Below are 26,004 nucleotides of genomic sequence, written 5' to 3' on the forward strand. Positions count from 1 at the left end.
CCGCCCGTGATGAGCGGCCGTTTTTGTTGCGGGCGTCTTACGGGTAGTACCAGAGGCCGTTATTGTCAGCTTTCAGGTACTCACGGAACTCCTTGGACTGGTACGCCTTCACGATGTCGGAAGATGAAAGGCACCGAGCGCACGACGTTAACCACGCTGTTAAGAGCCGCAAAGGCCTGAGGGACGTGTCGTCCTGAGTTTTTGCCAAGCTTCTGAGAAACACCGGCGGCACACGCCCCGCCCCCTCCTTTCGGCCCATGTTTTTGCCCGCTTCTTTGGGCTAGAATGCTTGGAATCGACTGTTCTCAACGCCGCAGCCCGAAGGGTTTTGCTAACCCGTTGTCGGACTATGCCGCAGACGGGCGTCGGAAAAGAAAAACAGACTAATTTTTGGAGACGATCAAATGCGTTTGATTCTCATCGGACCTCCCGGTGCCGGTAAGGGCACTCAGGCCGCTTTCATTAAGGAGCGCTTCGGCATTCCCCAGATTTCCACGGGCGACATGCTGCGCGCTGCTGTCAAGGCCGGCACCGAACTCGGCAAGGCCGCCAAGGTCATCATGGATCAGGGGGGACTTGTGAGCGACGACATCATCATCGGTCTTGTGAAGGAACGCCTCACGCAGGATGACTGCAAGAAGGGATTCCTCTTTGACGGGTTTCCGCGCACGATTCCCCAGGCACAGGCCCTGCAGGCCGCCGGTGTGCCGATCGACTTCGTTTTGGAAATCGCGGTTCCCGATGCGGAAATCGTTGAACGCATGTCGGGCCGCCGCATTCACCCGGCTTCAGGCCGCAGCTACCACATCAAGTACAACCCCCCGAAGGTTGAGGGTAAGGACGATGTGACGGGCGAGCCCCTGGTGCAGCGCGACGACGACAAAGAAGAAGTCGTGATGAAGCGCCTTGCGGTCTACCATCAGCAGACAGAAGCTCTAGTGAAGTTCTACAGTGACCTCGCCAAGAGCGGCGCCAAGGGGGTTCCGCAGTACCGCGCGATTTCGGGCATCGGCTCGATCGACACGATCCGCGAACGCGTTTTTGAAGCGCTCAAATAAAGTTTTACCTGTAAGCCCACGGAAATTTCCCCGATTTTCGCGGGCTTATTCTTTAACAACCACTGGAAAATCACCGGCGTACGCCTTTCCTGCGATAAAAAGGAAAGCGACACCAAAGGAAGGTTCTATGACTACAGCTTTGTGGCTTGCCATTGCCGCCGGCATCCTAGCCGTCATCTTCGGCCTTGTCACCCGCAGCTGGGTGCTTGCCAAAGACCCCGGCAATGCCCGCATGCAGGAAATTTCGTCCGCTATTCAGCAGGGCGCTCAGGCTTATCTCACCAAACAGTATTCGACCATTGCGGTCGTAGGCGTCATTCTTTTCGTTGTGATCGCCTTTGTTCCGGCTCTTGGCTGGAAGACCGCCGTTGGTTTTGCTTTGGGTGCCGTTCTCTCCGGCGCCTGCGGCTTTATCGGCATGAACGTTTCGGTTAAAGCCAACGTCCGTACCGCCCAGGCCGCGAGCATCGGCATGAAGGAAGCCCTTAACGTCGCCTTTAAAGGCGGCGCCATCACGGGTATGCTCGTGGTGGGTCTGGGCCTTTTGGGCGTTGCAGGCTACATGGCGTTTCTCACCCAGACCGCTCCGGCTGACGCCAACCTCTACGCCACGATCAAGCCCTTGATCGGTCTTGCCTTCGGTTCGTCTCTGATTTCAATCTTTGCGCGTCTTGGCGGCGGCATCTTCACGAAGGGCGCCGACGTCGGCGCTGACCTTGTGGGTAAGGTGGAAGCCGGCATTCCCGAAGACGACCCGCGTAACCCCGCCGTGATCGCCGATAACGTGGGCGACAACGTCGGTGACTGCGCCGGTATGGCCGCTGACCTTTTTGAAACGTACGCGGTGACCCTTATCGCGACGATGATGATCGGTGCGCTCGCCACAACGGGCGACGCCATGCGTCTCGTGGAATACCCCCTCATTCTCGGGGCCGTTTCCATCATCGCAAGCATCATCGGCACGTTCTTTGTGAACTACATCCCGGGTAAGAAGATCATGACGGCTCTCTACCGCGGCTTGATTGTCGCGGGCGTGATCGCCGCCGTTGCCTTCTGGTTTGTGGGCGACTTTGTCTTCTCCGATCCGGCAATGCTCCCTGAAGGCGTGACAACGGGTGCGCTTTTCGGTACCGCCATTGTGGGTCTGGTTCTCACGGGGCTGATGGTTGTCATCACCGAGTACTACACGGGTACCGAATATAAGCCCGTGCAGGATGTGGCCAAAGCCTCCACGACCGGCCACGGCACGAACATCATCGCGGGTCTTGCGGTTTCCATGAAGGCCACCGCCATGCCCGTGATCTGCGTTGTGATCGCCATTATTGTGAGCTACTGGCTCGCAGGCCTCTACGGTATTGCCGTTGCCGCGACCTCGATGCTGACGATGGCCGGTATCGTTGTGGCGCTTGACGCCTACGGTCCGATCACCGATAACGCGGGCGGTATCGCTGAAATGAGCGAATTGGACGAAAAGGTCCGCGCCGTCACCGATCCCCTGGATGCCGTCGGTAATACCACCAAGGCCGTCACGAAGGGCTACGCCATCGGTTCCGCCGGTCTTGCGGCACTCGTCTTGTTTGCCGACTACACGCACGCTCTGAAGCAGTCCTTTAACGTCGACTTCACGTTTGACCTCTCCAACCCCTACGTGATCGCCGGGCTTATCATCGGCGGTCTGATTCCCTACCTCTTCGGTGCAATGGCGATGGAAGCCGTGGGCCGTGCCGCAGGGAGCGTGGTGATTGAAGTGCGCCGTCAGTTCAAGGAAATCGCGGGCATCATGGAAGGTAAGGCCAAGCCCGACTACTCCAAGGCTGTCGGAATGCTCACCGGCGCCGCCATTAAGGAAATGATCATTCCGTCGATTCTGCCGGTGATCGTTCCGATCGTGGTGGGTCTGGCTCTGGGCCCGCAGGCTCTGGGCGGTGTGCTGATGGGCACGATCGTTACCGGTATCTTCGTCGCAATCTCCATGACCACCGGCGGCGGTGCCTGGGATAACGCCAAGAAGTACATCGAAGACGGTCACTTCGGCGGCAAGGGTAGCGATGCCCACAAGGCAGCCGTCACGGGCGACACCGTGGGCGATCCGTACAAGGATACGGCTGGTCCCGCCGTGAACCCGTTGATTAAGATCATCAACATCGTGGCACTTCTCATCGTTCCGCTGCTCTAACCGGAACTGACTGAGTAAGTTAAAAGCCCCGGACGTCTTACGGATGCCGGGGCTTTTTCATTGCCGTCTCAAACCATTGACCAGATCGACCAAACGTTTTGTACGACAACGTCAGGCGCCACTGCGTAAGCTCCCGGTGCCGTGCTAATGACGGCAGCCGGTCCCGTCTTTACGCCCAGCCGCGCGAGCTTCAGACTCCATTTGGAGTCCGCGGGCAGCGGATGCCGTTTTGTCGTCACGGCCACCGGAAAGTACTTTCCGCCGCTTCGGATCAAAAGAGCAATTGCCATCCCGCGGCTTTCTTTGAAAAAGCAAAAGTCAGGCGTGCGGCCGTTATTCACCCAGCTCTTGAGAATTTCTGTAACCACAAACGTCTCAAAAAACTTTTCGGCCAAAGGATGCTCGGCCATTGTCTGCGGCGAATCGATGCGCAGAAGGTGCGCAAGAAGCCCCGTGTCGATGAGGTAAATTTTCGGGCTTTTAACAAGCTGCCGTCCGATCCTGCCGTCAAAGGGCGGCAGCAGATAAATGAGGCCCGTCCTCTCAGCGACCGTCAACCACCGTTTCACAGAATTTCCCGCATTCCTCCCGGGGCTTGAGCCCCGGGAGGAATGCGGGCTTTCGATTTTTTTTAATCTTAGCCCAAACGCAGCCAAACCATGCACATAGTTTTCGCTTAAGGTATATTCAGCCGCTATGAATTTGCCTGAGGCGGCTGCCTGCAATTTTTGGAGAAACTCTGTCGTGACACTCATTGAGGACCTTCGCGCGGCGATTGGCGACGCAGCCGTTTTAACCGATCCGGCGCAGTTTGCGCCGATGCTCACCGACAACCGCCGCCGCTGGCACGGACAAGCAGCCTGCTGCGCACTGCCCGCCTCAACCGATGAGGTCTCACGCCTGATGGCGGTCTGCACCAAACATAAGGCCCTCGTTTTTACGCAAGGGGGCAACACCGGTAACGCCGCAGCCGCCACCCCTGTGGTTGCTGATGCCGATGTCGGCCGCACGGTGCTTGTCAATACCGCCCGCATGAACCGGATCGAGGCCATTGACCGCGTCAACGCCACCGCGGTTGTTCAAAGCGGCGTGATTCTCAAAAACCTTCAGGATGCGGCGGCCGAAGAGGGACTTCTTTTTCCTGTGAGCCTTGCCGCCGAAGGCACCTGCACGGTGGGGGGAACCCTTTCCACGAACGCCGGAGGCGTGCACGTGCTGCGCTACGGCAGCATGCGCGCGCAGTGCCTCGGTCTTGAAGTCGTGCTTCCTGACGGGCGGGTGCTTTCAATGTTAAGAAGCCTCAGAAAAGACAATACCGGGTACGACCTCAAGCACCTTTTTATCGGCGCAGAAGGAACGCTCGGCATCATCACGCGGGCAGCGCTGGCGTTTGCCGCACTTCCTGCCGCACGCACCGTGTTTGTGGCGGCCGTTGATTCACTGCAGGCTGCCGAAAAGCTTTTTGAGACGCTTTCGAAAAACTATTCGGCAAGGCTCTCAGCCTTTGAACTCATGCACGCTGCAACGATTGCCAAGGTCCGAGAGCAATTGCCTGACATCCCCGTGGGTTTTGAGCTCAATCATCCCTGGTACGTCCTCGCGGAAATCCGTTACGACACCACCGAAGAGTCTGAGGCCACGCGCCCTCAGATTGAAAACCTGCTTGCCGCCCTTTTTGAGTCGGATACGGTGGCTGACGCCGTCATCGGTCAGAGCGAAACCCAGAACGAAGCCCTCTGGCGCGTGAGGGAATCCATTCCTTCAGCGCACAAAAAGGCCGGGGGTAACGTGAAACACGACATCAGTGTGCCCCGATCCTCCCTTGTTGCCTTCATCACCGAATGCACGACAGAGCTTGGAAATCGCTTTTCCTGGATCGCCCCGAGCATTTTCGGGCACTTCGGCGACGGCAACCTTCACTACAACATGGGCGTCAAACCAGGGCTTGATCCCAGACTCTGCTTTACGCACGAAGAGGCAATTCACGCCGTTGTCTACGCGTATGTTCAAAGGTTCCGCGGGTCGGTCGCTGCCGAGCACGGCGTGGGACGCATCAAGACCGGGTGGCTGCGCGTCATGCGCAGTCCCGAAGAATACGAGGCAATACGATCCGTCAAAACCCTCTTTGACCCCGAAAACCGGTTAAATCCCGGTGTACTTTTCGATTCTTAAGCAGAAAATCCGCCGTTCTCGTCTATGATGCTCAGACACTCCATGTTGCTGAGACTTCACTCATGACGTTTACCACGATTCGCACGACAGCCGCCGCAGCCGCTGCAGTTTTGTTTTTAGCGGGCTGCGCCACAGCGCCGCAGCCCCCCACGGCCAAAGCCGACTACAAGGAATTCACGGATGCCCGGTGGCTGCCGGAAACCGCGGTGCGCGCCCCGAAGGATGCCAAAGAAGCGGCCGTGACCACCGAAGAAGCGCTTAAAAACGGGATTCACGTTTTCTACGGGCCGCATGACACGCGCTTTGCCTTAAACGCGGAAGGTAACCGCCTGCGCGTCACCGAAAGCCAGACGGCAGACAAAGAGCCGTTTCTCTCCTGGGGCGCGGGTGCGCATACGCTTTTCCGCAACAGTAAACCGGTCGCGAACACCGGCGCCGAAGAAATCCGGTTTTTGGAGGACGGCCGCGCGCTTATCCGCTTTAAGGGTGACGCCAACTACTTCCTCGCGGTCGCCGTGCGCGCCTACGACGTCTCCGGCAAACCCGTGCGCCAGTACATGCGGGACGGCAATAACCTCCCGACTGCGCTTGCCTGGTACACCGATAAAAATGCCGTCTTCCCTGAGGGGAGCCTCGTTTACCAGACAACCTGGTGGCTCGGAGACGATGAGATCGTGATGCCCGCAAAGGCCGCCTTCACAGGGGCCTCGTCACTTGAGCGCCTCACCACGACCTTTACCCGCGGCAACCTCTTTTGCCTTCCCTACGTCAACCACCAGGGTGCCAATCCCTGGGGTGTGACCTTTGACCCCGTCAAACGCGGCCGCAGGGCCGCTGAAGGCGTCTTTCAGGTGCACCCCGCCAAACGAAGCGTCTTTTGTGAGCGCGATGACGCGGCCGAACGCCCTGTGCCCGCCGAAGGCGGCAAATGGAAGGTACGCACTATCCGCGGTAACCGCGTGATGGAATTGATTCCGAACGACGCGGTGGCAGCCGCCGACATCGGGATTCAGCCGGTTAACGCGGGCTCCATGGCCGTGGGCTTTGCTGAAGTGGCCGCCACCGACCCCGCCGAATTCGCGCGCCAGAGCAAAACCGTGCGCCGCACGATGCGCGTGGTGCCGGTGCGGATTTTGAAGAGCAACCAACCGATCACGGATTTCCGGCTGCGCTACAACGACACGGCGGCCGCTGCGGTAAAGGCGGCCTCGGACAAGGCCCTCGAAGCCAAGCAGTATTGGGAAGCTTCATCCAAAAAAGTCATTTTGAAGTAAGGAATCAACGTGACTCAGATTATTGACGGAAAGGCGCTTGCCGCCTCGATTCGCGCCGATCTTGCCAAGCGCACGACGGTACTCACCGAAAAAGGCCACCGGCCGGGCCTTGCGGTTGTCATCGTTGGGGACGACCCGGCAAGCCAGGTCTATGTCAGAAACAAAATCCGCGCCTGTGCCGACACCGGTATCGAAAGCATTGAATACCGGCTTGCCAAAGACACCTGCGAAGAAGAGCTTTTAAAGCTCATCGGGGAACTCAATAACGATAAGCGAGTCGACGGCATTCTCGTGCAGCTCCCTTTACCCGAGCAGATTGCTCCGGAAAAGGTAATTGCCGCCATTGCCCCGGAAAAGGACGTGGACGGCTTTCACGTGATGAATGCCGGGAAGCTTCTCACCGGGACCGGGGGCTTTATGCCCTGCACGCCCTACGGCGTCATGAAGATGATCGAAAGCGTGGACTACGACTTAACCGGCAAAGAGGCCGTGGTGGTAGGCCGAAGCAACATCGTGGGTAAACCCCAGGCACTGATGCTTTTGGCCAAAAACGCCACCGTGACGGTCGCGCACAGCCGCACAGCTGATCTCGCGGACGTCACCCGCCGCGCCGACGTTTTGATCGCCGCCGTGGGGCGCGCGAAGATGATCACGGGCGACATGGTCAAACCCGGGGCCCTTGTGATTGACGTCGGCATGAACCGCGATGAAAACGGGAAACTCTGCGGGGACATTGATACCGCGTCCGTGATGGGGATTGCCGGCTGGGTTTCGCCCGTTCCGGGCGGCGTGGGCCCCATGACGATTGCCATGCTCATGACCAATACCGTGGAAGCCGTTGAACGGCGAATGAACAAGTAACGAATATGACTGAAACCAATCCTTTGATTCACCAGGCGCATCTGCTTGACTTCGCGGCAATCCGCGCCGAGCACGTGTCACCGGCTTTGGACGTCCTTTTAAAGGACGCAGCTGACGCTTTAAAAAAGGCCACGGACCCGGCAACGGCCGCAGACTGGCAGCACGTGATTGATCCGCTTGACGCGGCCCTTGAAAAACTGTCGCGCGCCTGGGGTGCCGTCGGCCACTTAATGGGCGTGATGGATTCGCCTGAGCTGCGCGATGCGTTTAACGGGAACCTTCCCCGCATGACGCAGTTTTACATCGATCTCTCGCAAAACGAAGCGCTCTACGGCAAGTACAAGGCGATTGCTGCGGGCGCGGGCTACGCAGCGTTATCCGCACAGAAAAAGCGCCTGCTTGAGCACGAGATGCGGGACTTCCGTTTGTCGGGCGCCGACCTTCCCGCAGACAAAAAGACAGAACTGAAGGCCTGCGGCGAAAAGGCGGCAGCGCTCTCGCAGAAATTCAGTGAGAACCTTCTTGATGCCACAAACGCCTGGACGCTTGACATCACCGACGAAAAGGAACTCGAAGGAATCCCCTCGGGTGACAAGGCCCTGATGGCACAGACCGCCAAGGCCGCGGGCGTCGACGGCTGGCGCATCACGCTGCAGTACCCGATTTATCTGCCGGTGATGAAATATGCCGCAAACCGCACGCTCCGCGAAACGGTCTACCGCGCCTTTGTGACGCGGGCCTCTGAATTCGGTCCCAAGGAAAAAGACAACGGCCCTGTGATTCAGCAGTTGCTCGAGCTGCGTCAGAAAGAAGCCGAACTCCTCGGGTTTAAGAATTTTGCCGAAGTGTCGCTTGCCACCAAGATGGCGGAGACGCCCGCCGAAGTCATTCATTTTCTCCGTGACCTCGCGGCCCGCGCCAAACCCTGGGCACAAAAAGACGAAACGGAACTTGAAGCCTACGCGCGCGAGAAACTCGCGCTCACCGACATGCAGCCCTGGGATCAGGCCTGGGCCTCGGAAAAACTCCGTGAGGAGCGCTACAGTTTTTCTGACGAAGAGGTGAAGCAGTACTTCACGCTGCCTGCGGTCTTTAAGGGCCTTTTCGGGCTCGTTGAGCGGCTTTTTGACATCCGCATTACGCCGGACACTGCGCCCGTCTGGCACAAGGACGTGCGCTTTTGGCGCATCAGTGACGCAAAGGGCAACCTCATCGCGCAGTTTTACACCGACCTTTTTGCCCGTGCGAGCAAGCGGGGCGGCGCCTGGATGGACAACGACCTTACGGCCTGCACGCTTCCTGACGGCACGCACCGCACGCCCACCGCTTACCTGGTCTGTAACTTCGCCGAGCCCGTCGGGGACAAACCGTCGCTGTTGACGCACGACGATGTGCAGACGCTTTTTCATGAGTTCGGCCACGGCCTGCACCACATGTTGAGCCGCGTTGAAACCGCGGGACTTTCGGGGATTAACGGCGTTGAGTGGGACGCGGTTGAGATGCCGAGCCAGTTCATGGAAAACTGGGCCTGGCAGTACGACGTGATCAAAACGATCAGCGCGAAGGATGAAACCGGAGAGCCCCTGCCGAAGGCGCTTTTTGACAAGATGCTTGCCGCGAAAAACTTCCACGCGGGGCTTTTCTGCGTGCGCCAGCTTGAGTTTGCTTTGTTTGACATGCTGCTGCACGGCTGCGGGGACGGCAAAGCCGACTTCATGAAGGTTCTTTCTGACGTCCGAAAGGAAGTTGCCGTCACCCCTTCCGTTCCCTTTAACCGGTTCCCCCAGAGCTTCTCGCATATCTTTGCCGGGGGCTACGCCGCGGGCTACTACAGCTACAAGTGGGCTGAAGTGCTTTCCGCTGACGCCTTCAGCGCCTTTGAAGAGGAAGGGCTCTTTAATCCGGCCGTGGGTAAACGGTGGCTCGATGAAGTGATCAGCCGCGGCGCAAGCCGCAGCGCCATGGAAAACTTCATTGCCTTCCGCGGCCGCAAGCCCACGCTTGACGCACTGATGCGTCACAGCGGCATGCAGGGCACACCCGCTTAAACAAACGGTACCTGCCGTGGGTCTTACAGCGTCACTTGCCTCGCTTGCTGCGTCAGCCTTTATTTCGGCAACGCTTTTTCCCGGAGCAAGCGAAGCGGTACTCACGGCAGTGCTCGCGAACTATCGCGAGGCCTGGCCCGCGGCACTTCTTACTGCCGCTGCCGCCAATACCCTGGGCGCCATGACGACCTACGCCGTCGGATGCCTCATTCCGCAAAAGAAACTTCCTCAAAAGGCGCTCACGCGCCTTCAGCACTACGGTTCCCCGCTTCTGATTCTTTCCTGGCTTCCGGTGGTTGGCGACGCTTTATCGCTTGCCGCGGGGTGGCTGAAACTTAACGTCTGGGCGGCGCTTTTTTGGACGGCGCTCGGGAAATTCCTGCGCTACGGGGTGATTACGCTCATCTTTTTCGGCGTTTGGCCACAGTGAGGCTGAGGAATCGGGATGTCACTCAGCGATACCGGAACTTAACGCACTGCTTGGCTGAAAACGGTTCTGCCCGCAGGCATCAACACCGTGCGGGCAGATTTTTAAGGACTCAAAAAGTCAGGCGGCAATCAGCCGACGTAGCGCAGTGCCATCGCTTCCAGAACCTTTGCGCCGTTAACAAGATACTTCGGATCAAAGTGCATGTTGCGGTCATGAAGGCCCGGCTCACACCCGACGCCCACACCGAAGTAAGCGCAGCGCAGTTCCGGCTTCATCTGTTTGTAGAAGTGGAAGTCCTCACCGCCGCCACCGCAGTCCTTATCGAGATGCTCCTTGCCCACAACCTTCTTGATTTCTTCAGCAACCTGGGCCGTCAGTTCGTCATCGTACTCAGCGGCGGGCAAAATTCCCTGGCAGTCGATTTCGGCTTCGGCGCCCACGGCCTTGGCGGCATAAATGCCGGCGTCCTTTAATTTGGCCTGCAGCTCCGTCATCAGGGGATTGGTTTGCGCACGGCAGTCGAGCCAGACTTCCGCATGGTCCGGAATGATGTTGTGCGCGCTTGCCATGGCGTTAATCCCCGTCACCTTCACCGACCAGGTCTTTGTGGGATCAAGCTTAATGGCACAGACAGCGTTTGTGACCAAAGCCGCAGCCTCAGCACAGTTCACGCCGAGATGCGGGCGCGAGGCGTGCGCTCCGCGCCCCTTAATGCGGATGCAGACAACGGAGCTTGAGGTGTGGCGCACAGCCGCACACATGTCCCCGGCCTTTAAGTCCTGCACCGGGCGGATATGAAGCCCGAGCGCAATTTCAACGTCATCGATAATCCCGCTCTTATAGGATTCCACCGCGCCTTTCAGGGTTTCTTCCGCGGGCTGAAAGAAGATTTTGAGTGTTCCCTTTTTCACCTTGTCAAAAAGTTCCGCGGCAGCTGTGAGAAGCATCGCACAGTGCCCGTCGTGCCCGCAGGCATGAAGGCAGATGGGGTTGCCGGCCTCATCCTTAAAGGGCAGTGCATCCATGTCGGCACGCAGCAGCATCACCGGGCCCGGCTCCGTCCCCTTTTTCACAGCAAGCACACCGGTACCCGCAATGCCGCGCGTGACGGCGTAGCCCATCTTTTCCAGCGCCGCCGCAATGTAGGCGCTCGTTTTAAATTCCTGAAAACCCAGTTCCGGGGTTTTGTGCAGGTCATTCCAGACCGCAACGGTGTCTAATTTCATATTTGTTTCTCCCTAAACAACAACCCGAAATTTATTCACCAAAGAGGCTCTTCCAGAGCGTAAGCACCGCAGTGCGCTCAGGCTTAAGCTCCTCAAAGGGCACGCGCACGGGGCCGCCTTCAGCTCCGAGAGTGAGTCTCACCTCGCGCTGAATCGAACGATAGCGCCGGTAGGCGGCAACGGCAGCCAAGGCTGTGTCTTTCGCTACAAGCCCCAGGTCCGCCGCCATTTCAAGTAAGAGAATATTCCCGAAATTGTTTACAAGCTGGGGATAGCGGTGCGCGTAGGTAAGCACCAGCATCTGCACGATGAATTCCACGTCGACCATGCCACCCCTGTCATGCTTGATGTCAAAAAGCTCCGTGGTGTTGGGGTGGCCTTCAAGCATTTTGGCGCGCATCGCGGCCACTTCTTTTGCGACCACCGCGGGATCGCGCTCGAGCATCAGTATGTGGCGGCGTTCTTCTTCAAAAGCGCGGCCCACGTCCGGATCCCCGGCGCAAAAGCGCGCACGCGTTAAAGCCTGATGTTCCCAAAACCACGCGCCGTTACCGTCGTCGTTACGCTGGTAGCGCTTAAACATTTCAAGGGATGAGACCGTGAGGCCGTTCTGGCCGTTGGGGCGCAGGCGCATATCGATGTCAAAAAGAATGCCGGAACTTGTCTGTACGGTAAGCCAACTCAACATCCTGCGCACGAGCTTTGAGTAGTCGGCGTCCGCCGCGGGATCCGCGTCGTCGTAAAGAAAGATGAGGTCAAGGTCGGAGGCGTACCCGAGTTCCTTGCCGCCGAGTTTCCCGTAAGCAATCACCGCAAAATGCGGCTGCTCACAGTGGTGGTTGGGAACCGACTCCCAGGCAAATTCAAGGACGAGCTCAATGACGGCGTCCGCAAGCGCCGAGAGGTGGTCTGCGAGCCGCTCAATCGTGAGGCGCCCCGCGAGGTCCGCAAGGAGCAGGTGAAAAAGCGCCCCGTGATGCGTGTCACGCAGGAGGTTCATCTGCTGCTCACGGTCGTCTCCGAGTTCAAGGAGCCCGCTTCTTAACGTCTCACTCCACTGCGACCAGTCAACCGGCGTGTAGTTGTCGATACTCTGCCCACGGCCGTCCACGAGCTCATCCAGAAGAAGCGGATGCACCGTGAGGTAGTCTGCGGCCCAGCGGCTCACGGCAAGCAATTTTCCGACGCGCGCCGCTGCGCTCGGATACTGGTTTAAAAGCGCAATGTAGGTGGGACGTCCGAGAATGACTTCCAATAAACTCAGATAGCGCTGAAAGACTTCGTCGGCGGCGACCGCGGCGCGCTGACTTGTCGCCCACTCCGGACACTTTTCAGCCGTTGCCGCCATGAAATTTGCAAACTGCTCGCGCTGCTGCGGCGTGCGCGACGCAAGCCACCGGGAATTAAGAAGCTTCATCATCCGAGCGGCAAGTGCGTCCGCGTCCTTATACCCCAGGCCCGTCAGTTTCTCAGCGACACTTTTCTGCGCTTCATCGTCCCCGGCTTCCCAACCCACGGGCCAGCCGCTTCGGGTTTTTATTCCGCTTTCAATATGGAAAATCCCGTCAAAGGTCTGCGCGGTGAAGTGCCGCACGTCGTCAAGCCTTGTATCCAGCGCTTCACGCGTCATCCCGAGCATCGCCGCGATTTTTTCATGCGTTTCGGCGTCATCCATCAGCATCTGCGTCTGGCGGTCATCTACATACTGCAGCGCGTGCTCGAGGTTTCGCAAAAACACATAGTCGCGCGAGAGTTTTTCCGCCGTTTCTTTCGTAACGGCGCCGTCTTCGGCAAGGGCTGCGAGCATCGGAAGCGTCGAGCGGCCTCTTAACTGCGGCTCGCGGCCGCCCCGCATGATCTGAAAGGTCTGCGTGATGAATTCAATTTCGCGGATCCCGCCGCGGCCAAGCTTGACGTTGATCCCGGGCTCTTTTCCGGCTTCGCGCCGCGCAGTTTCCGCACGGATCATCTCGTGCATGCGCGTCAACGAACTTAAGGCCGAAAAGTCGACGTACTTACGGAAAACGAAAGGACGCACGAGGCTTCTTAAGCCCTTCGTGGCTTCGTCAAAGGCCTCCGCCGTCATAAAGACTGGGTCGTTTACAACGCGGCCCTTAAGCCACGCAAAGCGCTCCCAGTCGCGCCCTTCGGCATAGAGGTACTCTTCGAGCATGTCACGGCTTACGACAATGGGGCCGCCGTCACCGAAGGGCCTTAAGCGCATGTCGACGCGAAACACAAAACCCACGCCCTCCACATCGTTAATTGCCGGAATCACGCGTTTGGCGAGGCGCTCGAAAAACTCGTGGTTGCTCACGCTTTTGCGGGCATCGGGAAATTCGGCCGTGGGTTTGGTGTCGCCCGCCTCATCGTAAACAAAGATGAGGTCAATATCAGAACTCACATTAAGTTCCCGACCGCCAAGTTTTCCCATGCCGACCACCAAGAGGTCCTGGGGCACGCCCTCAGTGCTTGTGGGCACCCCGTAGCGGCGGGCCAGATCCCGGCTGTGCACCCGCACGGCGGCGCTTACCGTCACCTCAGCTAAGTCTGACATCGTGCGCACGACTTCTTCGAAGTCCGCGAGCCCCGTCGTATCGCGCGCAATGAGCGCAATCATCACGTCGCGCCGTAAGCGGCGCATGGCGTCGGCTAAAAACTCACCGGTTTCGCACCCGGCAAGGCACTCGACCATCATTTCGCGCGTCACCGGCGCTTTTGTGCGTTCTTCAAGCATCGCAAGCATCCGGGCGTCGTCTGCGCCGTAGTCAATCGCCTGAAGGCTCCTTTTCACGTAAAAGGAGTACCTGGGAACCTGAGAGAGTGTGATGCGTTCCATAAACGGTCTCACCCGCAGAGAAACTGAAAGATTCGGAAAAAGATTCCTGCCGTGCCCCGGGGCGCCTTATGCTAGAGTCCTTTTTTAAGGAATTGAAGCCCCGAGAGAGCCCGGCAGGGAACCGGTTTTGCCGCTGATTTTACAGCCCGCAGGCCGTCTTCTTCTGATTTTTGCGGGCCCGCACATACTGACGCCACCCCTATGCCATCGATCGGAAAACTGCTGCCTTTGCGCCTGAGGGCCTGGTTACGGCACCCGCGCATCCGCGGCATTGTTGCGCTCACGGTTTGGTCGCTGGTGGCTGCGTACTTTCTTCTCGCGGCCCTTATTCTCACCACCCGCTGGTATCTGCTGCCGCATGTGGCGGACTTTAAGGACGACATTGCGCGCGCAATCGGTGACGCCACGGGCACTGAAGTCACGATCGGCGCGGTGGAGCCGAGCTGGGAAAAATTCTGGCCGCAGCTGCACCTTGAGGACGTCCTTTTAAAGAAGGCCGACGCCCGGCATGACAAAGACGAAGTGCTTGAAATCGGGGAAGTCAACGCCACGCTTTACTGGTACAGCGTTTTCGGAACCCCTGCTTTTTACAACCTGTCGGTAAAAAACGTCGATCTCACGGTACGGCGCACCGGAAAATCCGCCTACGAGGTCGGAGGCTTCGGCTTTGACCTTGCCGCGGGCGAGAAGACCGAAAAGGACCGTGAGAACCCCGTCATTGCCTGGCTTTTAAAGCAGCGGCGCATCAATATTTCCGACTCCACCCTGCGGCTTATTGACCTCACAAACGACACGCCGGCGGAGAGCCGCTTCACGGACTTAAACCTCACCTTTGAGCGAAGGCTTACCGAATGGATTTTCGGCGCGCAGGCCGTGCAGGAAACCAACGCCAAAAATCCGGTGGACATCCGTGCCCGGTTTGAAACGTCACTTTTCAGTCCGTCGGCCGACTGGCGAACGTGGAAGGGCGAGGCCTACGCCGCCACCCCCAACTTTGACTTTGCGCGTTTTGCGCGCGGTACGCTTTTAGCGCCCGTCGTGGAGGAAGGCACGGGAAGCCTGCGGCTTTGGGTGGGGCTTGATGAAGGCAAACTCACCTCCGCCACCGCTGACGTCGGCGTCTCCCGCGCGCGGCTTAAATTTGCGCCGCAGCTTCAACCCATGGTGATTGATGACCTCTCAGCGCGCCTTACGCAGTCCTACGACGGCAAAGACCTCACGGTAAAGGCCGCAAACCTTACCTACACCAACGCCTTCAGGCGCCGCATCGGTCCCACGGACCTTGAGGCCACGATTGCCCTTACCGCGGACGGCATCAATACCGAACGCGTCACGGTGGCGGCGTCCGTCATTGAGCTTGAACCCCTGCTGCAGATGCTGCCGCGCCTGCCGGTACCGCGTCCACTGGCGCAACTTATTATCAAGCACCGCCCCTCGGGGCACCTGACGCAGTCCGTCATTGCCTGGGACGGGCCCTTGGATAATCCCCACGACTGGCGCTTTTCCACGCACTTTGAAAACCTGCGGATTGCCTCGGGCCTTTACGGCCCCGGCGGCAAGAAAAAAGAGGGGGTGGGCTTCGGTTTTTCCCGCGTCTCAGGGCAGGCCGACATTTCGCAGAAAGGGGGCGAAATGCGGCTTACGAGCACCAACCCCCGTCTGGTTCTGCCGGGCATTTACGCCGATCCGGTCTTTGAGTTTGACAAACTCACGGGGACCGTGAGCTGGCGGGGCGCCGACACCGCGGGGACCTCGGGCACGCCCTTGCCCTTTGAACTCACGCTTAAAGACGTGCGGGCAGAAAACACGGACCTCGCGGTCACGGCTTCGGGCACCTGGCACGACACAGGGGAAGCGGGCACCGCGGCGCTTTCAGGGACGATTGAGCGCATGAAGGCTGAGCGCGCCTGGCGTTATATGCCGCTGGCGGTGGGAGAGGCTACCGCGAAGTGGCTGCAGGCAGGCCTTGTGGGGGGGACCGCGAAAAATGGGAAATGGGAACTCACCGGTGCCTTAAACGACTACCCGTGGACGGCGCCCGGAACCAAGGGAAAGTTTCTCATTGAAGGCAACGTGGAAAACGGGGCCGTTGACTACGTGCCCAATTACGTGAAGACCGCCGACGGCCGGTTTGAAACGGGATCGGAGTGGCCGATTTTGTCGGACATTCAGGGCACCATCCGCTTTGAGGGCGCTTCGATGACGGTTGTGGCGGACGCCTCCCGCACAATGGGAGTGCCGATTGAACACGCCACGGCCCGCATTCCGGATCTCGCAGCGGGAAACGATGTCCTTCTTGAAGTGCGGGGCCGTGCCAAAGCCGATCTCGGCGCCATGTTGGGTTATGTGTCCGCCAGCCCCGTCCGCGGTTACTTGAAGGACAGCTTTGAAGGCAGTCAAGGTAGCGGCACGGCTGCCCTTGAACTCACCCTCGACATTCCGCTTCTGCACGCCCGCGACACCAAGGTGAAGGGAATCGTGACGCTGGAAGAAAACGTTCTTGCCATGCCCTGGCCCGTGCCGCCGGTGACTGACCTCACCGGACGCGTCACCTTTACCGAAAAAGGCGCCTGGGCTGAACGCGTGACCGCGAAGGCCTTCTCGCGCGATGCAACGCTCAACATGCACACCGAAGAAGACGGCACCATTTCCCTGGCGTTTTCAGGGCTTGCTCAACCCCGGTCCGTCACCTACTTCAACAATAACCCGATTCTTGCTGAGGCGCTCACCCACGTAAAAGGCGAAACAAGTTACGTGGGTGCGGTCAGTATCTCTCCCGCAACCGGCGTCTCCGTGTCCGTGCAGTCGGACTTAAAAGGCGTTTCAACCGACCTCCCCTCGCCCTTAAATAAAAGCGCTGGGAGCGTCTGGCCCCTGACCTTTGCGTTTTCCAACGCCGGAAGCGGCAAAACGGCCCGCCACCGAATTGCCGTCAACGTTGCGAGAAACCGCTTCTCAGGCATTGTTGAAGTCCCGGCTGAGGGCTCTCGCGTGAGCCCCCGGGGCAGTTTTGCCGTGGGCCGCAGAACCTATCTGCCCCGCTCGGGCTTTGCGCTGGAAATTACCGGGAAGACGCTCGATGCCGACCGCTGGCAGACTGCGGGTGAAGCCTTGATTGCTGCGGCGAAGAAACTCGCCGTGACCGGCGACACCGAGGGCGGCGCAACGCTTGAGCGCGTGTCCGTTGACCTTGAGGAACTGAAATATTCCGGCATGAATCTCGGCGCTGTTGAAGCGCGCGCCGACCTTATGAGCGGGAGTGAATGGCGTGTCCGCGTGGGTGGCACGAACGCCGACGGCACCGTCACGATTGACACCGAAGGGGCCGGCCGGCTTCATGCCGACTTTAAAAAACTGCACCTGCCCGCCTATGACAGGTCAGGTATTCAGACCATTCTCACCGGTAACGGACGCCGCCTGATGCCGGAAGCCGACATCGACGTTGAAGACCTCCGTTACGGCGAGATGATTCTGGGGAAAGCCTCGGTAAAGGCCAACATTGAGAAAAAAGCCGACGGTGAGCGCGTCTGGAGGCTGTCGTCACTCACAATCGCCAACAGCGGCGGCACCCTCACGGGGCAAGGCGAATGGCACGAAAAAGGCGGCAAGAACACGCATTCGCTGCACGCCGACCTCAAGGTCCATGACGCGGGCGTGCTTCTTACCGAACTCGGCTACCCCAACGTGCTGCAGAAGGGGAACGGGGAAGCGAGCGTCTCGCTTACCTGGGACGGCACGCCCTGGTCGCCGGTTGTCTCCACCATTGAGGGCCCGGTGAAGGTGTCGCTTGCAAACGGCTCTTTCCAGCAGGTCAACACGGGCGTCGGGGGTGCGGTGCTGTCGCTTCTTTCCATGCAGTCCCTATTAAAGCGCCTGCAGCTTGATTTCAGCGACCTCGTGCAAAACGGCTTTTCCTTTGACACCCTGACAAGTGAATCCAAGGTCGTTAAAGGTGTTGCCTACACCGACGGCACCAAGGTGATCGGCAGTCACGCCTCAATCATTTCCTCGGGCAAGGCTGACTTCAACACGCGTACGATTGACTACGACGTGCTGGTGCTCCCCGACATCAATGCCGCGGGCGCTTCGATTGCGCTTGCGGTTGTGAATCCCGTCGCGGGGATCGGGTCGCTCGTGGCACAGCTTTTACTGAGAAACCCCTTGAGCAAAATCTTTTCGACCGAATACAACGTGCAGGGCTCTTTTGACAACCCAACGATTGAAAAGAAGTCGGCGGCCTCGAAAACGCTTGAAGCGGCGGAGAAATGACAGTCCCCGACTCACGGGCAACAGACCTGTGCCCGAACACCGAACCTCGGCTTCTCACGAACGCAGATGAGGACCGAAGGCGCCAACATCCCAACCCAAAGCGTAGCCAGCCAAACATTCATCTGTCGCCTCCATCCGAACTTGTTCCAAAATGGAACAAGTTGCCCGTTAACCATTGCTGGACGGTCGAAGCTGCGCTTCAAAAGCCGCTGTATTCCGGCACTTTCGATTATCCCGCAGCAGTGTCTTCACTGCATGGTTTCTCAAAAAACCGCCGAAACCGGTCCGCCTGCGCCCTCCCCTTTTGTGTCGACCTTATGCAACACCGCCTTACCGACAGCACAAGGCTTTGTCACATTCCCGATTTAAAATGGCGGGTACTGTATTTCTTTTAAGACCAGGGTGACGTTTTGTTCAAATTTCAGTTGATGACGCCGATTGTCTGGCTCACGCGGCTTTTGGTCGGCGCCTACCCGCAGTGGATGGGCTGCAACCCCTCTCACAAGCAGAGGATTTACTTTGCCAACCACACAAGCCACCTCGACACCGTTGTCATCTGGACAGCGCTGCCCGGGTTACTGCGGCGCGTCACGCGCCCGGTCGCTGCAAAGGACTACTGGGATCATGGGCTCTTCCGTAAGCGCCTTGCGATGAAGGAATTAAACGTCGTTTTGATTGACCGCAAGGGCGCTGACCGCAGCGATCCGTTAAAGCCTCTGAAGGAAGCCCTGGCCGCGGGCGACTCCCTCATCATTTTTCCGGAAGGCACCCGTCGTCCGCAGCCGCTGCCGAGTGAATTTAAAAGCGGCCTGTGGCGTCTGATGCGCGACTTTCCGGACGTGGAACTCATCCCGGTTTATATCGAAAACCTCTACCGCGCGATGCCCAAGGGTGTTTTGATCCCGGTTCCGACGATCTGCTCGATCCGGTTCGGGGCGCCGCTGGAACACTCCCCGGACGAACCCAAGGAAGAGTTTTTAACCAAGGCCCGTCAGGCCGTTATCGATCTGGCCCAATCATCATGATGCGACTCGGAATCAGCCTGCAGTCAGGCTACCTCATCATTCTCGCCTCGCTCATCATTCTGATGGGCGCAGGCACCATTTACGGTCTCTGGGCACAGGGACGCGCAAAGAGCCCCGAGGCCGTACAGCGCCTGGCGGTTGTGAACGCCCGCACCCGCATGGGCTGGTGGCTTATCGCGATTTTTGCGATTGCCTGGTGGTTCGGACAGGGAACGCTCACGATTCTCTTTGCGGTCTTTTCCTTTTTCCTGCTGCGCGAATTTATTGCGCTTACCCCCATTAAGCACACGGACCACTGGGTGCTAGTGGTGGCGTTTTATCTCGCGATCCCCATTCAGTACCTCCTTGTGTACTTAGACCTCTCGGCGGTCTTTACACTTTTTATTCCGGTCTATCTCTTCTTGCTGTTGCCGGTGATTGCAGCCTTAAGCCACGACACGGACCGGTATCTTGAGCGTGTCGCCAAGGTCCAGTGGGGCGTGATGATCTGCGTGTTCTGCGTGAGCCATGCGCCCGCGATTGCGACGCTTGACATGACGCGCTACGGGTCTTCCGGCCCCCTGATGCTTCTCTTTTTCCTGCTGGTCATCTTCTCAGCGGATCTTTTCTCGGTGATTGCGAGTTCCGCACTGGGCGGCAAGCCCCTGAGAATGAACCCCAATAAGACGGTGAAGGGCATGTCACTCGGGTGCTTTTTGGGGCTTTTGGTGGGCGTTGCGCTTTACTGGCTCACCCCCTTCCGTCTCTGGCAGGCGGCGCTTTATTCGCTTGCGATTGTTTTAGCTGGCGCCATGGGCGACATCGTCATCAATTCGGTGAAGCGTAGTCTCGGCTCACGCAGCTGGGAAGGGGAACTCTACATCGGCCGCGGGATTCTCGAGCGCTTTGCGCCGCTCACTTTTGCCGCGCCCGCTTTCTATCACCTCACGATCCTCTTCTTTAAGATTCTGAACCTCTGATTTTGTGACCGCCGAGAGCTGTTAGACTCTCCTTCAAGATTTTCCCTCCGGTACGCCCCAAGCGTACCGGTCGTTTTTTCAACCTGTTTGGAGCCCGAAGATGACGCCTGTAAGCAATCAGTACGAAACCCTTTTACGGCACGTTTTCGAAACGGGCACGCAAAAGACCGACCGCACGGGCGTGGGCACCCGCTCGGTCTTCGGCTACCAGATGCGGTTTGACCTGACCGAGAGTTTTCCGCTGGTGACCACCAAGAAACTTCACCTGCGCTCGATCATTCACGAGCTTTTGTGGTTTTTAAACGGTGACAGCAACGTCAAGTACCTCCACGACAACAAAGTGACGATCTGGGACGAATGGGCCGACAAAGACGGCAACCTCGGGCCCATCTACGGCGTGCAGTGGCGAAGCTGGCCCGCTCCGGACGGAGAGAAGATCGACCAGATCTCGCAGGCCCTGGATCTCATTCAGCACCACCCCGACAGCCGACGCATCATTGTGTGCGCCTGGAATGTCGCAGACATCGACAAAATGGCGCTGCCGCCGTGTCACTGTCTCTTTCAGTTTTATGTGGCTGACGGCAAACTCTCCTGCCAACTCTATCAGCGAAGCTGCGACATTTTTCTTGGCGTTCCCTTTAACATCGCGAGTTACGCACTTCTGACCTGCATGATGGCGCAGCAGTGTGACCTCACGCCAGGGGAATTCATCTGGACGGGCGGGGACTGCCACATCTACAACAACCACTTTGAGCAGGTCAAAGAACAGCTTTCCCGCACGCCACGCCCCTATCCGAAGCTAGTGATTAAGCGCCGCCCGGCCTCGCTTTTTGACTACAAGTTTGAGGACTTTGAGATCGTGGGCTACGACCCGTACCCGACGATTAAAGCCCCGATTGCCGTTTAAGGAGACGCCCGAATGTCCGCACCCTTGGAAATGATTGTGGCCCGTGCCGCAAACGGCGTCATCGGAAACGCCGGCACCATGCCCTGGCATATTCCGGAAGACCTCAAGCACTTTAAGACGGTGACGATGGGCGCTGCGGTCATCATGGGCCGTAAAACGCGCGAAAGCATCGGGCGCAACCTCCCGGGGCGCACCAACATTGTGATAAGCCGCAATGCAGCAACGCATTACGACGGAGCCCTTACCGTACCATCGCTTGCTGACGCCTTAAAGGCCGCTCAAAACGAAGCCAAAGTCTTTGTGATCGGGGGCGGTCAGATTTACCGCGCAGCGCTCCCCCTCGCGCAGACCTGCTGGGTCACCGAAATTGCGGCGGAATGTGCGGGTGACACGACCTTTCCGGAACTGCCCGCGTGCGAATGGAAAAAAACGGTTTTACGGGAAGTCCCCGCAACGGACACGACCCCGATGTTGACCTTCTGCCGCTACGACAGGATCTAGTCACGAAGCGCCGACAGCTGCGGCCGGCGCTTTTTCTTTAGCCGCCACGTCGATCACGTCGGCTGCCGCCTTGGTGCTTACGCGCTCAGCGGGAAACACCACGGTAAAGGTGGAGCCCTTCCCAAGCTCACTTTCAATTTTCATCTGTGCGTTGTGGTGAAGGAGCACGTGCTTTACGATCGCAAGTCCGAGGCCCGTACCCCCGGTGTTTCGCGAGCGCGACTTATCCACGCGGTAAAAGCGTTCCGTAAGACGCGGCAGATCCTTCTTGTCAATGCCGATACCGTTATCTGAGACGCTCACCACAGCCTGCCCTTCGGGCGTTACGGCAACCGTTGCGTGGATATGGCCGCCCGGCGGCGTATAGCGCACGGCGTTTGTCATGAGGTTGACGACCACGCTGCGGATTTCATCGGAATACCCGTTAAGCCACACCGGCACCACCGAGCAATCCACCGTATGGCGGTTTTTTGCGACGACCTGCATCTCTTCCGTGACCGTTGAGACCAACTCATGCAGGGCCACGGTTTCGCTCTTTTTGTCCGTAGAGCCGCTCTCAAGGCGCGAAAGCGTCAGAAGATCGTCGATTAAGCGCTGCATCCTGAGCGCCTGCTCACGCATGAGTTCCAAGTGCTGCGGCTGCAGTTCGGCTTTACCCGAGACGCCGCTTACCGCCATATCAAGAAAGCCGTTAAGGACCGTGAGAGGGGTTCTCAATTCGTGCGAGACGTTCGCGACAAAGTCGCGCCGCATGGCATCGAGCTTTTCCTGTTCCGTCACATCCCGCGCAATTAAAAGGGCGTTTTTGCGGTCGGCAACGACCACGCGGATTTCGTAGGTTTTATCCGTCCCCACCTTGGGCCAGATCAAGGGCGTCTCATAGTGTCCGGCCTTAAGGTACGCCACGAGTGTCTCATCAGGCACAAGCGCAAAGACGTGCCGCCCCACATCGTTTTCGCCGCTCACGCCGAAAATCGCTTCGGCGTTGGCGTTACACCAGGAAAGCACCCAGTCGCGCTTTAAAAGAAGGATGCCTTCCGGAAGCGCTCCGAGCGTTTTTTTGTAGCGCGCTTCACGCTCTTCCAGACGCCGTGCGTTTTTATCAAAGGCCCGGCGGGTTTTATAAACCCGCGCAAAAATGTCGGCCCAAAGGCCCATTGCGGCATCGGGCACTTCGGCCGCGTCCGCGCGCGTCACCGACACCGAGTCATCGAGCCAGTGCGCCAGCCGCGCGATGTAATTTAAGTGCATCAGGATTTCGGCAAAAAATCCCAGAATCACCACGCCCATGCCCCAGTAGGGGTTGGTAAGCCCCGCACACGCAAGGCCCAGCACAATGATGAGAATGAGCCGGAAAAAGACCGGCCCCATGAGTTGGATCCGTTTCATCGCCAAAGTCCCCGAAGGTTTTTACGCTGCCGATTCCACCGCGCGGTACCCGAGCCCGCGCACCGTTTCCACAATGTTTTTGGCGTCCGTTGCCGCAAGCTGCTTTCTGAGTCTCAGAATATGCACGTCCACCGTGCGCTCATCAAAGCCGTCGGCATCGTCCCACACACGCTCCAAAAGCTGCGCGCGGGAGTAAACGCGCCCGGGGTTGGCGGCGAGCACCAACAGCATCTTGAATTCAATCACGCCCAAGCGCACTTCATTGCCGTTAACCTTACAGCTGAAGCGCGCTTCATTCATCGTGAGCGGCCCGCAGACGATGTTCTTTTCGGCTTCACTGTGCCCGCGGCGCAGAACCGCCCGCATGCGGGCAATCAATTCGCGCGGAGAGAAGGGTTTGACGATATAGTCGTCTGCGCCGGCCTCCAGCCCCGCCACCTTGTCGCTTTCCGTGCCGCGCGCGGTGAGCATGATGACGGGTAGCCCCTGGGTTTTCTCATCGCGCCGCAGTTGCTCAAGCCACTGCAGGCCCGAGAGGTCCGGCAGCATCCAGTCAAGCAGGATAAGGTCGGCGTGATCCGCGGCAAGCAAAGACTGTGCTTCCTTTACGGTTCCCGCACGAAAAACCTGAAAGCCTGCGGTTTCACAGGCAAATCCGATGAGTTCCCGAATGGCGGGCTCATCTTCCACAACCAAAACGCGTTCCGGCATAGCTCAGACTTCAAGTTTAAGTTAAGCGCATCGTGCGCACCGAATATGACAGAAAAATGACAAAGACCCAGCCAATAAAAAAGCCTGCCCGGAAACTGCCTTAAATGCGCATCCCGGTACAGGCTCCTTTGGCGTTAATCCGCTCAGAAACGTCAGACGTACTTCACGGAAATAATCGCGTAGTGAATGAGACCCTTGGGGGCCGGGCACGTCACCTCATCGCCCTCGAACTTGCCGATAAGGCTGCGCGCGAGGGGACTTGAGATCGAAATGCGGTTTTCCTTGATGTCAGCCTCATCGTCTCCCACGATCTGGTAGGACTTCGTGTTGCCGGAATCCTCGTCTTCAAGCTCCACGGTCGCACCAAAGACGATGCGCTCCCCGGCCTGCAGCGTCTTCGGATCGATGATCTGCAGCATCGGGATCTTCCCTTCGAGTTCGGCAATACGCCCTTCGATGTGGCCCTGCATTTCCTTGGCCGCATCGTATTCGGCGTTTTCAGACAAGTCGCCCTTTTCGCGTGCTTCGGCAATTGCCTGCACGACGGCGGGGCGCTTGACGCGCTTTAACTCATCGAGCTCGCGGCGAAGCTTCTCGGCCCCGGCCACGGTAATCGGAATACGTTTATCCATTGCTACTTACTTCCAATAAATTCCCAACAGCAAGCCCGCCATTTTACTCGGCCGCGGCATGCATCTCCTGCAGCGAATAGACCTGCGCGTCCTCAAGGTGCTTGATGCCCTCAACGGCTGCGCGGCCCCCGGCGATCGTCGTAAAGTACGTGACGCGGTTTGCAAGCGCCGCCATGCGGATTGCGCGCGCGTCGCTGATCTCGCCGCGCGATTCGTTGCTCGTGGTGATCACAAGCTGAATCTCGTGGTTCTTGATCTTGTCCAAAACGTTCGGACGGCCGTCGCTCACCTTATTCACAACCTTGCAGTCGATGCCGGCTTTGGCAAGCGCAGCACCGGTGCCGCGGGTGGCAACGAGCTTGTAGCCTGCGTCCGCCAATTCCGCGGCCACGACAATCGCGCGCGGCTTATCTTCGTCACGCACGGAAATAAAGACCGTGGCGCCCGCCGGAGGCAGCATGTTGCCCGCCCCCAACTGGCTCTTAAAGAGCGCTTCGCCGAAGGTGCGGCCCACGCCCATCACTTCGCCCGTGGAGCGCATTTCCGGGCCGAGAACCGGGTCAACACCCAGGAACTTCGCAAAGGGGAAGACGGCTTCCTTCACGCAGACGTAGCTGGGTTTGACCTCAACCTTCACGCCCTGCTTTTCAAGGGAATCCCCCACCATGCAGCGCGCGGCGATCTTTGCAAGCGGCACGCCCGTGGCCTTCGAGACAAAGGGCACCGTGCGGCTGGCGCGGGGATTGACTTCCAAAACGTAAATCAAGGGATTTTCAGTGACGGCATTTTTCACCGCAAACTGCACGTTCATAAGGCCCACAACACCCAAAGCCTTTGCCATCACCACCGTCTGGCGGCGCACTTCCTGAAGGATGTCTTCACGAAGGCTGTACGGGGGCAGCGAGCAGGCCGAGTCACCGGAATGCACACCCGCGGCTTCCACGTGCTGCATGAGTCCGCCGATTTTCACTTCCTTGCCGTCACTTACCGCATCAACGTCCATTTCAACGGCGTCGTCCAAGAAGTGATCCAAAAGCACCGGGCTGTCTTCGCTCACCACAATGGCTTCGTGCATGTAGCGCATCAGTTCCTTACTGTTATGCACGATATCCATGGCGCGGCCGCCCAGAACGTAGCTCGGACGCACCACGATCGGGTAGCCGATTTCTTCGGCAAGTTTCAGAGCCGCTTCTTCGGTGTGCGCCGTGCGGTTGGGCGGCTGACGAAGGCCCAATTCATTGATGAGCTTCTGGAAGCGTTCACGGTCTTCGGCGCAGTCAATCGCATCCGTTGACGTACCGATGATGGGCACCCCCTCTTTTTCCAGAGCCCGGCAGATTTTCAAGGGCGTCTGCCCGCCGTACTGAACAATCACGCCCGCGGGTTTTTCGCTGTGGCAGATTTCCAGAACGTCTTCAAGCGTGACCGGTTCAAAGTAGAGGCGGTCGGGGGGGTCGGAGTCGGTGGGAACAGGCCCCGGGGGGCGGGTCCCCCTCTGTCTCTTTTTCAAACCTTTATGTGTATATG

The 26,004-nt window shown here is 58.5% G+C and carries 19 protein-coding genes; 12 read left to right on the forward strand and 7 right to left on the reverse strand.

What is annotated here, in order from left to right; all coding sequences use genetic code 11:
• Positions 1-404 precede the first annotated feature (404 nt).
• Positions 405-1,058: an adenylate kinase gene (gene adk, locus BQ7486_RS04130; protein WP_074009068.1), complete on the forward strand. Its 654-nt coding sequence runs from the start codon at positions 405-407 to the stop codon at positions 1,056-1,058.
• A gap of 127 nt (positions 1,059-1,185) precedes the next feature.
• Positions 1,186-3,234: a sodium-translocating pyrophosphatase gene (locus BQ7486_RS04135; RefSeq protein WP_022373126.1), complete on the forward strand. Its 2,049-nt coding sequence runs from the start codon at positions 1,186-1,188 to the stop codon at positions 3,232-3,234.
• 68 nt (positions 3,235-3,302) lie between these two features.
• Here the strand turns inward: BQ7486_RS04135 and BQ7486_RS04140 are convergent, their stop codons facing one another.
• Positions 3,303-3,803, reverse strand: a complete 501-nt coding sequence (locus tag BQ7486_RS04140; RefSeq protein WP_162272233.1) for a DUF4143 domain-containing protein — start codon at positions 3,801-3,803, stop codon at positions 3,303-3,305.
• A gap of 175 nt (positions 3,804-3,978) precedes the next feature.
• Here BQ7486_RS04140 and BQ7486_RS04145 point away from each other — a divergent pair, with 175 nt between their 5' ends.
• From BQ7486_RS04145 to BQ7486_RS04165, 5 genes are all read left to right on the forward strand, one after another.
• On the forward strand, positions 3,979-5,406 hold the full coding sequence (locus tag BQ7486_RS04145; RefSeq protein ID WP_074009244.1) for an FAD-binding oxidoreductase: 1,428 nt from the start codon (positions 3,979-3,981) through the stop codon (positions 5,404-5,406).
• Between the two features lie 62 nt (positions 5,407-5,468).
• Complete coding sequence (locus BQ7486_RS04150; RefSeq protein ID WP_074009070.1) at positions 5,469-6,680, forward strand: hypothetical protein; 1,212 nt, start codon at positions 5,469-5,471, stop codon at positions 6,678-6,680.
• Positions 6,681-6,689: 9 nt separating this feature from the next.
• The gene (folD, locus tag BQ7486_RS04155) at positions 6,690-7,541 is read left to right on the forward strand and encodes a bifunctional methylenetetrahydrofolate dehydrogenase/methenyltetrahydrofolate cyclohydrolase FolD (protein ID WP_074009071.1); all 852 of its coding nucleotides are present in this window, start codon (positions 6,690-6,692) and stop codon (positions 7,539-7,541) included.
• Positions 7,542-7,546: 5 nt separating this feature from the next.
• The gene (locus tag BQ7486_RS04160) at positions 7,547-9,589 is read left to right on the forward strand and encodes a M3 family metallopeptidase (RefSeq protein ID WP_074009072.1); all 2,043 of its coding nucleotides are present in this window, start codon (positions 7,547-7,549) and stop codon (positions 9,587-9,589) included.
• A gap of 16 nt (positions 9,590-9,605) precedes the next feature.
• Complete coding sequence (locus BQ7486_RS04165; protein WP_074009073.1) at positions 9,606-10,019, forward strand: YqaA family protein; 414 nt, start codon at positions 9,606-9,608, stop codon at positions 10,017-10,019.
• 128 nt (positions 10,020-10,147) lie between these two features.
• Here BQ7486_RS04165 and BQ7486_RS04170 read toward each other — a convergent pair whose 3' ends face one another.
• Together BQ7486_RS04170 and glnE are read right to left on the reverse strand one after the other, a co-directional pair.
• Positions 10,148-11,245: an amidohydrolase gene (locus BQ7486_RS04170; RefSeq protein ID WP_074009074.1), complete on the reverse strand. Its 1,098-nt coding sequence runs from the start codon at positions 11,243-11,245 to the stop codon at positions 10,148-10,150.
• 31 nt (positions 11,246-11,276) lie between these two features.
• Positions 11,277-14,084 carry a bifunctional [glutamate--ammonia ligase]-adenylyl-L-tyrosine phosphorylase/[glutamate--ammonia-ligase] adenylyltransferase gene (gene glnE / locus BQ7486_RS04175; RefSeq protein WP_074009075.1) on the reverse strand — a complete coding sequence of 936 codons (2,808 nt, stop codon included), beginning with the start codon at positions 14,082-14,084 and terminating at the stop codon, positions 11,277-11,279.
• A gap of 201 nt (positions 14,085-14,285) precedes the next feature.
• On the opposite strand from glnE, the gene BQ7486_RS04180 reads away from it, so the two are divergent.
• The 5 genes from BQ7486_RS04180 (at position 14,286) to BQ7486_RS04200 (ending at position 21,745) form a co-directional block, all read left to right on the forward strand.
• The gene (locus tag BQ7486_RS04180) at positions 14,286-18,353 is read left to right on the forward strand and encodes a YhdP family protein (RefSeq protein ID WP_074009076.1); all 4,068 of its coding nucleotides are present in this window, start codon (positions 14,286-14,288) and stop codon (positions 18,351-18,353) included.
• A 410-nt stretch (positions 18,354-18,763) separates the two neighbouring features.
• The gene (locus tag BQ7486_RS04185) at positions 18,764-19,378 is read left to right on the forward strand and encodes a lysophospholipid acyltransferase family protein (RefSeq protein WP_022373380.1); all 615 of its coding nucleotides are present in this window, start codon (positions 18,764-18,766) and stop codon (positions 19,376-19,378) included.
• On the forward strand, positions 19,375-20,337 hold the full coding sequence (locus tag BQ7486_RS04190) for a phosphatidate cytidylyltransferase (protein ID WP_022373381.1): 963 nt from the start codon (positions 19,375-19,377) through the stop codon (positions 20,335-20,337). The genes BQ7486_RS04185 and BQ7486_RS04190 overlap by 4 nt, the downstream gene beginning before the upstream one ends.
• Before the next feature lie 100 nt (positions 20,338-20,437).
• Positions 20,438-21,244 carry a thymidylate synthase gene (locus BQ7486_RS04195; protein ID WP_074009077.1) on the forward strand — a complete coding sequence of 269 codons (807 nt, stop codon included), beginning with the start codon at positions 20,438-20,440 and terminating at the stop codon, positions 21,242-21,244.
• A 12-nt stretch (positions 21,245-21,256) separates the two neighbouring features.
• Positions 21,257-21,745 (forward strand): dihydrofolate reductase, encoded by a 489-nt coding sequence (locus tag BQ7486_RS04200; protein ID WP_074009078.1) that lies wholly within the window; start codon positions 21,257-21,259, stop codon positions 21,743-21,745.
• On the opposite strand, the gene phoR is transcribed toward BQ7486_RS04200, so the two are convergent.
• From phoR to carB, 4 genes are all read right to left on the reverse strand, one after another.
• Entirely contained in the window at positions 21,746-23,134 is a 1,389-nt protein-coding gene (phoR, locus tag BQ7486_RS04205; protein WP_084765662.1) for a phosphate regulon sensor histidine kinase PhoR, read from the reverse strand.
• Between the two features lie 21 nt (positions 23,135-23,155).
• On the reverse strand, positions 23,156-23,845 hold the full coding sequence (locus tag BQ7486_RS04210) for a response regulator (protein ID WP_022373385.1): 690 nt from the start codon (positions 23,843-23,845) through the stop codon (positions 23,156-23,158).
• A gap of 152 nt (positions 23,846-23,997) precedes the next feature.
• Complete coding sequence (gene greA, locus BQ7486_RS04215; RefSeq protein ID WP_022373386.1) at positions 23,998-24,477, reverse strand: transcription elongation factor GreA; 480 nt, start codon at positions 24,475-24,477, stop codon at positions 23,998-24,000.
• A 43-nt stretch (positions 24,478-24,520) separates the two neighbouring features.
• On the reverse strand, positions 24,521-26,004 hold a 1,484-nt coding region (carB, locus tag BQ7486_RS04220), incomplete at its 5' end, for a carbamoyl-phosphate synthase large subunit (RefSeq protein WP_143183063.1).

This window comes from Duodenibacillus massiliensis (assembly GCF_900128485.1).
GTDB lineage: Bacteria > Pseudomonadota > Gammaproteobacteria > Burkholderiales > Burkholderiaceae_F > Duodenibacillus > Duodenibacillus massiliensis.

Coding starts and splice junctions, on each gene's coding strand:
- adk (WP_074009068.1), top strand. CDS start 405: ATGCGTTTGATTCTCATCGGACCTCCCGGTGCCGGTAAGGGCACTCAG.
- BQ7486_RS04135 (WP_022373126.1), top strand. CDS start 1,186: ATGACTACAGCTTTGTGGCTTGCCATTGCCGCCGGCATCCTAGCCGTC.
- BQ7486_RS04150 (WP_074009070.1), top strand. CDS start 5,469: ATGACGTTTACCACGATTCGCACGACAGCCGCCGCAGCCGCTGCAGTT.
- BQ7486_RS04160 (WP_074009072.1), top strand. CDS start 7,547: ATGACTGAAACCAATCCTTTGATTCACCAGGCGCATCTGCTTGACTTC.
- BQ7486_RS04170 (WP_074009074.1), bottom strand. CDS start 11,245: ATGAAATTAGACACCGTTGCGGTCTGGAATGACCTGCACAAAACCCCG.
- glnE (WP_074009075.1), bottom strand. CDS start 14,084: ATGGAACGCATCACACTCTCTCAGGTTCCCAGGTACTCCTTTTACGTG.
- BQ7486_RS04180 (WP_074009076.1), top strand. CDS start 14,286: ATGCCATCGATCGGAAAACTGCTGCCTTTGCGCCTGAGGGCCTGGTTA.
- BQ7486_RS04190 (WP_022373381.1), top strand. CDS start 19,375: ATGATGCGACTCGGAATCAGCCTGCAGTCAGGCTACCTCATCATTCTC.
- BQ7486_RS04195 (WP_074009077.1), top strand. CDS start 20,438: ATGACGCCTGTAAGCAATCAGTACGAAACCCTTTTACGGCACGTTTTC.
- BQ7486_RS04200 (WP_074009078.1), top strand. CDS start 21,257: ATGTCCGCACCCTTGGAAATGATTGTGGCCCGTGCCGCAAACGGCGTC.
- phoR (WP_084765662.1), bottom strand. CDS start 23,134: ATGAAACGGATCCAACTCATGGGGCCGGTCTTTTTCCGGCTCATTCTC.
- BQ7486_RS04210 (WP_022373385.1), bottom strand. CDS start 23,845: ATGCCGGAACGCGTTTTGGTTGTGGAAGATGAGCCCGCCATTCGGGAA.
- greA (WP_022373386.1), bottom strand. CDS start 24,477: ATGGATAAACGTATTCCGATTACCGTGGCCGGGGCCGAGAAGCTTCGC.